The organism is Phenylobacterium sp. (genome assembly GCF_004799395.1).
GTDB lineage: Bacteria > Pseudomonadota > Alphaproteobacteria > Caulobacterales > Caulobacteraceae > Phenylobacterium.
In genome coordinates this window covers 1-7212 of the sequence record NZ_SSMZ01000188.1, presented here as the reverse complement: position 1 = coordinate 7212, position 7212 = coordinate 1, and the positions used below count along the sequence as shown (strand labels likewise).

Here is a 7212-nt window from a genome sequence, read left to right as displayed (position 1 = left end):
GCTCCACCGCCTTTGAGGCGCAGGCGGCCCGCCATCCGGTGGTCGAAAACGCCGTCCGCCGCGCGGGCGAGGCCTTCACCCCCAACGACTGTCGCCTGGACGGCGCGGGGGCCGGCGGGCCCAGGCTGGCCCTGGTCACCGGCCCGAACATGGCCGGCAAATCGACCTTCCTGCGCCAGAATGCGCTTCTGGCCGTGCTGGCGCAGGCCGGCTGCTTTGTTCCGGCCAAACGCCTGCGGCTCGGTGTCGTCGACCGCCTGTTCAGCCGCGTGGGCGCGGGCGACGATCTGGCGCGGGGCCGGTCGACCTTCATGGCCGAGATGGTGGAGACGGCCGCGATCCTCACCCAGGCGACGCCCCGCTCCTTCGTAATCCTCGACGAGATCGGCCGGGGCACCGCGACCTACGACGGCTTGGCGATCGCCTGGGCCTGCGCCGAGGCGTTGCACGAGACCAACCGCTGCCGCGCGCTCTTCGCCACGCACTATCACGAGCTGGCGGTGCTGGAGCAGCGACTGGCCTATGTCGCGAACCTCTCGCTCAAGGCCAAGGAGTGGAATGGCGACCTGATCTTCCTGCACGAGGCCGGGCCCGGGCCGGCGGACCGGTCCTACGGCGTCCAGGTGGCGAAGCTGGCGGGCGTGCCTGCGCCCGTCGTCGCCCGAGCCAAGGACGTGCTGGAGCGCCTGGAGCGCGAGGCCGCCGGCCCCCCCAACCTCGACGCCCTGCCGCTATTCGCGGCCGTAGCGGAGGCCGCGCCCGCCAGCGGACCCAGCCCGGCGGAAGAGGCGCTCAGGGTCATGGACCCCGACGGCATGAGCCCGCGCGAGGCGATGGAGGCGCTCTATCGGCTGAAAGGGCTCCTGAGCTAGCGTCGCCCCCTCAAGGAGGAGCTGATCGATGCCCATACCCGCGACCGTCGGCGCCTTCGCCATCGTGCCGAGCAATGACCTGGCGGGCGCGATCCCGTTCTGGGAGCGGCTGGGTTTCGAGCGCACCGGCGGGGACGCCCAATACATCATCATGACCGGCTGGGACTGCGAGGTGCACCTGGCCCAGGCGGGCGAAGGTCCCTGGCGCGTACCGCAGGAGAACAACCCCTTCGGCGTCTTCATCCGCACGCCGGATGTCGACGCGATCGCCGCGCGCGTCGACGACCTGATCATTCGCCCCGGCGGCGTCCTGCGCCACCGCGAGTGGGGCCTCTATGAGGTCGGGATCTGCGGACCGGATGGGTTGCTGGTGCGGATCGGCTGGCCGTCACGGCTGATACAAGGGCAAGCCCCTTGAGGGAGGCGCGTCGAGGGCCTTGCCGCCCAGGACCGGCGATGCGCCCCCCGACGCCTCCATCTCGATCGCCTGAATTTCGGCGCTTGCCTAAATACCTCTTGCTTCGTTGTCATTGTTTGGTATTTTGCTAGTTAGCGAATTACAAAATGACCAACAGGCTCCCCGTGTCCGAAGTCTACAAAGCCCTGGCCGATCCCACCCGGCGCCGCGTCCTCGAGCTGCTCCGCGAGCGGGACATGAACGCGGGCGAGATCGCCGAGCACTTCCAGCTCGCCAAGCCGACGCTGAGCGGCCACTTCGCCGTGCTGCGCGAAGCCGGGCTGGTCACCCCGGAAAAGACCGGAACGACCATCATCTACCGCCTCAACGTCTCGGTGCTCGAAGAGGCCCTGATGGCGCTGATGGGCGCCTTCAAATTCCTGGGGCCCAAGCCGACGAGCCAAGCCCCGAGCAAGCCTCGCAAGGGAGAAAGCTGATGCGAATTTCCAACGCGACCTGGATCGCCGCGATCCTCACCGCCGCCTCCGTCGCCGTCGCCGCCTGGGCGTGGTTCATGCTTCCGGCTGGCTTCGGCGTGCCGCTCAACTACCTCGGCTTGGACGGCCTGCGCCATCATGGGGTCTCGCGCACCGCGCTTTGGCTGATCCCGGTGATTTCGGGCTTCGTGGCCACGGCCATGACCTTCGCGCCAGGGTTCGGCATGCGCAACGAGGTCGATCGTGCGGCGGAGGTGTTCGATGTCACCCTGATCGCGGTCGCGGGCCTGTTGCTGGTGGTGGAATTCGCCCTGGTCGGCCGCGCGCAGGACCCGGACTTCAACGTCATGCGCCCCGTGGCCATCGCCGTCGGCGTGCTGCTGGCCGCCGTCGGAAACTACCTGGGCAAGGCCCGCCGCAACGGCTTCTTCGGCGTCAAGACGCCGTGGACCCTGGCCGACGCCGGGGTGTGGGACAAGACACACCGCTACACCGGGCGCGGCATGGTGGTGGCCGGGCTGGGTCTGGTTGTCCTGGGCTTCATCATCCAGAGCGCTGTGGCGTTGGCGGTCGGCATCGCCGCCGGCTCGGCCATTCCCGTGCTGATGGGCGTCGCCCGCTCGCGCACCCTGCATCGCGCCCTGCCGCGCGCCTGAGGAAACTCCGCAGGAGCAGGTTGGGACAAAGCATCCTATATCCCGTTCATGCCCCCGCGCCTCAAACCCACACGCCTCGAGTACGTCGTCGATGGGGTGCGACTGCGCGCCCAGCTGTCAGCGGCGGCGCTGGAGGCCGGCGACGGGCCGGCGCAGCGAAAGGCAGCGCTTGAGATCCTCAAGGCCGCCCTGTTCCGCGGCCGGATGATCGCCAAGGAGCGGCTCGAGAACGGCGCCGGCGGGATCGAGACGGCGCGGCTACTGTCCGGGGTGACCGACGAGGTGATCACCGCGCTCTGGGACTTCACCACTGTCCACGTGTTCCGCGCCCGCAACCCCACCGAGGGCGAGCGTCTGGCGCTGATGGCGGTGGGCGGCTACGGCCGGGGCACGCTCGCCCCCTACAGCGATATCGATCTGCTCTTCGTGCGGCCCTATAAGCAGACCGCCCATGCCGAGAGCGTGATCGAGTACATGCTCTACGCCCTATGGGACCTGGGCTTCAAAGTCGGCCACGCCTCGCGGACGGTCGAAGAGTGCATCAAGCTCTCCCGCGAGGACTTCACCATTCGCACCTCGATCCTTGAGGCGCGGCGCCTGATCGGCGACGAGAAGCTGGCCGACGAACTGGTCCGCCGCTTCCAGAACGAGGTGGTCAAGGGCACTGGCGCCGAGTTCGTCGCCGCCAAGCTGAAGGAGCGCGATGAGCGCCACGCCCGCGCAGGCGCCAGCCGCTACATGGTCGAGCCCAACATCAAGGAGGGCAAGGGCGGGCTTCGCGACCTCAACACCCTGTTCTGGATCGCGCAGTACCTGCATCCCGGCCAGTCGATCGAGAAGGTCATGCAGCTGGAGATGTTCGAGCACCGCGAGGTGCGCGCCTTCATCCAGGCCTTTGATTTCCTGTGGGCGGTGCGCGCGCACCTGCACTTCGCGACGGGCCGCCCGGAAGAGCGCCTGACCTTCGACCTGCAGCCCGAACTGGCGCGGCGGATGGGCTACGGCGACCGGGCGGACAATCCGGCGGTCGAGCGGTTCATGCGGCGCTATTTCCTGATCGCCAAGGAGGTCGGCGCGCTCACCCGCGTGTTCGCCGCCAAGCTGGAGGCCGAGCAGGTGAAGACGGCGCCGCGAGGCCTCTCGCGTCTGCTGCCCGCGCGTCGCGCCAAGCGCACGCCGCTCGACGAGCCAGGCTTCCATGAGATCGGCGGACGGCTGAACATCGACAGCCCCGACATCTTCGAGACAGATCCGATCAACCTTTTGCGCCTGTTCAAGATCGCCGACGAGCGCAACCTCGACCTGCACCCCGACGCCTTCACCGCCGCCACGCGGCTGGCGCCTCTGATCACCTCCGGCGTACGGCGCGACCGTCACGCGGCCCAGGTGTTCCTGTCCATCCTCGCCCACGGGCGCGATCCTCAGCGGACGCTGACCCTGATGACCGACGCCGGCGTGCTCGGCCGCTACCTCCCGGAATTCGGGCGGATCGTCGCCCAGATGCAGTTCAACATGTACCACTCCTATACGGTGGACGAGCACACCCTGCGCGCGGTGGGCGTGATCGCCGACATCGCCGCCGGTCGATACGCCGAGGAGAACCCGCTGGCCACGGCGGTCATGCCGCTGATCGTCGACAAGGATGCGCTCTACCTGGCCATGTTGCTGCATGACACTGGCAAGGGCGGCGCGGGCGGCCAGGAGAAGGCCGGAGCTCGGGCGGCGCGCTCGGCCTGCGAGCGGCTGGGCCTGGAGCGCTCGAAGATCGAGCTGGTCGCCTGGATCGTCGAACACCACCTGGTGATGAGCGACACCGCCCAGAAGCGAGATATCTCCGACCCCCGCACGGTCACCGATTTCGCCAAGATCATCGAGACGCCGGAGCGCTTGCGCCTCCTGCTGGTGCTGACCGTAGCCGACATCCGCGCCGTGGGGCCGGGCGTCTGGAACGGCTGGAAGGGCCAGCTGCTGCGCGAGCTCTATGGAGCGACCGAGGCGATCTTCCGCGGCGGACGCGGGTCGGACAGCGCCGCGGCCCTGAAGCGCTATCACGAGAACGCCGCCTATGACGCCCGGGTGCGGGCGGCCAAGGCCGATCCGGCGGCGGAGGCCTGGGCCGACGCCATGGAGGACGCCTATTTCTCGGCCTTCACTGAGAGCGAGGTCCTGGCCCACGCTGCGCTGTCGAGGCGGGCGGGTAACGGGGCTGCGGCGGAGGGCCGGGTGCGGCTGGATCGAAACGCGGCGGAAGTCTCGGTGGCCGCTGTCGACCGCCGGCGGCTGTTCGTCGACCTGGCGGGCGCCATCACCGGGGCCGGCGCCAATGTGCTGGGCGCGCGGGTCTTTACCTCGCGGACCGGCCAGGCGCTCGACGTCTTCTACCTGCAGGACGCCGCTGGCCAGCCCTATGGGATCGACAATCCACGGTCCCTGCCGCGCCTGGTGGAGAGCCTGGAAGCCGCCGCCCGCGGCGCGACCGTGCCGCACGAGCCGCGCCGAGGGGCCGACCTGGGCCGGGCCGCCGCCTTCTCCATCGAGCCGGCGGTGATGCTGGACAACGACGCCTCGGAGACCTCGACGGTCGTAGAGGCCTCCGGCCGCGACCGCCCCGGCCTCTTGGCGGCGCTCGCCCGCACCATCGCCGACGCCGGCCTGTCGATTCTGTCGGCCCACATCGACGGCTATGGCGAACGCGCCGTAGACGCCTTCTACGTCACCGGCCCCAAGGGCGCGAAGGTGACCGATGCGCGGAAGGGCAATGCGCTGCGGGCCGCCCTGCTTGCCGCCCTCAACGACGAGGGCCAGGAGGAGCCGCGGCGAGTCAACCTGCAGCGCGCACGGGCCAGCGTCGCGCGCTGAACAAGCGTCACCGCCCCATAGCCGCCACGAAGTTCGTCTCGGTTATGTTTTGGCGACCTGGCTCCCTTAGACAGCCTTGCGCCGGGGCTCTTGGGGGGACCGATTGCGCAACCGAGTTCGCGTCCTGCTGGCCGCCACCGCCCTGCTGGCCGCCCCACACGCCTTCGCCCAAAGCCAGCCGGCCGCGCCGTCCACGACGACGCCCGCCGCGAACAACGGCAACGCCGCGGCCAAGGCGCCTGCCAAGGCTCAGGCGAAGCCCGCGGCGCCGGCCACCAAGAAACCCGCCGCGCCGAAGACCGTCGACGAACTCACAGTCACCGGCGCGTCGCAGGGCGCATTCCGCTCCTCCATCGACCGGCGCAGCTACGGCGTGGCCAACGACCTGGCCGCCACCACCGGCACGATCAGCGACGCCCTGAAAAACATCCCATCGGTCGAGGTGGACGTGCAGGGCAATGTCTCGCTGCGCGGGGACACCAACGTCACCATCCTGGTGGACGGCAAGCCCTCGGCCCTGTTTCGCGGCCAGAGCGCGGCCCAGGCTCTGCAGTCGCTGCCGGCGGACTCTGTCGAGCGCGTAGAGGTGATCACCAACCCTTCGGCTGAATTCTCGCCCGATGGCTCGGCCGGGATCATCAACCTGGTGATGAAGAAGACCCGCCGCGCCGGCCGCTCGGGCAGCTTGCGCTACAACATCGGCACCGCAGGGCGGCAGAACGCCGGGGTCTCGGGCGCCTACAACTCCAACAAGCTGACGCTTTCCGCCGATGCGGGGTTCCGGCACGACCCGCAGCACTCGACCGGCACCGACCAGCGCAGCCAGTTCGACGCGACCGGAGCTCTCGCCGAGACCCTCCAGCAGCAGTTCGACAACCGTGGGCCGGTCGACCAGTGGAACGGGCGCGTGGGGCTCGACTATGACATCACCGCCAAGGACCGGCTCTCGGCGGAAGTCCACGCCAACCAGACCGACGTCGACTTCCACACCGGCCAGCACCTGAAGGGTTTCGACCACACCGGCGCCCTCAACGAGATCTTCGAGCAGCCGGGAACGGTGCAACAGGTGCGCGACAACCGCGGCGCCCAGGCGAGCTGGCGGCGCAGCTACGGCGTCGAGGACGACGTCTCGGTCAACGCCAGCCACGAGACCACCTACGAGCGCAACGAGACGGCCTTCACCGCCATCACCAGCCTGCCGGTCCTGCCGGACAGCTTCTTCGACATCCGCAGCCACAACACCCTGACGCTGAGCGACGTGCGCGCCGACTATCGGCATCCGATGGCGGACGGGTCACGGCTGAAGGCGGGCTACGACCTACGCATCGACGACAACGCCTATGACAATGTCGCCCTTAGCGGGGTCAGCGCCGGGAGCGCCAGCCTCGACCCGACCCAGACCAATCTCTTCCTCTACAAACAGACGATCAATTCGGCCTACGTGACCTACGAACGGCCGTTCGGGAAGTTCACGGTCCTGGGCGGCCTGCGGCTGGAGGACGTCCAACTCGACTTGAACCAAGTCACCGGCGCGGTCACCCATGACAGCAACGCGGTCAATCTCTACCCGACCCTGCACCTGAACTATGGGTTCAGCGACGACCAGCAACTGACCTTGAGCTACAGCCGCCGGATATCGCGGCCCAACCCCGCCGACCTGAACCCCTTCCTGATCGAGTCCACCACCCTCTATTTCCGGCAGGGCAATCTCAACCTGAAGCCGGAGCAGACCGACAGTTTCGAGGCGGGCTATCAGTATCGCTCGGGCGGGACCTTCTACCTGGCGACGGCCTACTACCGGCAGTCGAACCACGACTTTACCGACGTGGTCACGGAACTGGCCGGCGGCGCCCTCCTGGACACCAAGGAGAACCTCTCCTCCAGCACCCATGCCGGCCTTGAACTGGTGGCCAACGGTCACCTGATCAAGG

General features: G+C 68.6%; 5 protein-coding genes and 1 pseudogene. All 6 read left to right on the top strand.

The window, feature by feature from the left end; translation table 11 throughout:
- Positions 1-872 (top strand): annotated as a pseudogene (locus tag E8A12_RS12290) (DNA mismatch repair protein MutS); the annotation flags it as partial.
- A 28-nt stretch (positions 873-900) separates the two neighbouring features.
- Positions 901-1290, top strand: a complete 390-nt coding sequence (locus E8A12_RS12285; protein ID WP_293369077.1) for a glyoxalase — start codon at positions 901-903, stop codon at positions 1288-1290.
- A 146-nt stretch (positions 1291-1436) separates the two neighbouring features.
- Positions 1437-1766 carry an autorepressor SdpR family transcription factor gene (locus tag E8A12_RS12280; RefSeq protein WP_293369075.1) on the top strand — a complete coding sequence of 110 codons (330 nt, stop codon included), beginning with the start codon at positions 1437-1439 and terminating at the stop codon, positions 1764-1766.
- On the top strand, positions 1766-2422 hold the full coding sequence (locus tag E8A12_RS12275; RefSeq protein WP_293369073.1) for an SdpI family protein: 657 nt from the start codon (positions 1766-1768) through the stop codon (positions 2420-2422). The genes E8A12_RS12280 and E8A12_RS12275 overlap by 1 nt, the downstream gene beginning before the upstream one ends.
- A 48-nt stretch (positions 2423-2470) precedes the next feature.
- Positions 2471-5281: a [protein-PII] uridylyltransferase gene (locus E8A12_RS12270; RefSeq protein WP_293369071.1), complete on the top strand. Its 2811-nt coding sequence runs from the start codon at positions 2471-2473 to the stop codon at positions 5279-5281.
- 103 nt (positions 5282-5384) lie between these two features.
- Positions 5385-7212: TonB-dependent receptor (locus E8A12_RS12265; protein ID WP_293369069.1), on the top strand; the 1828-nt coding region annotated here is incomplete at its 3' end.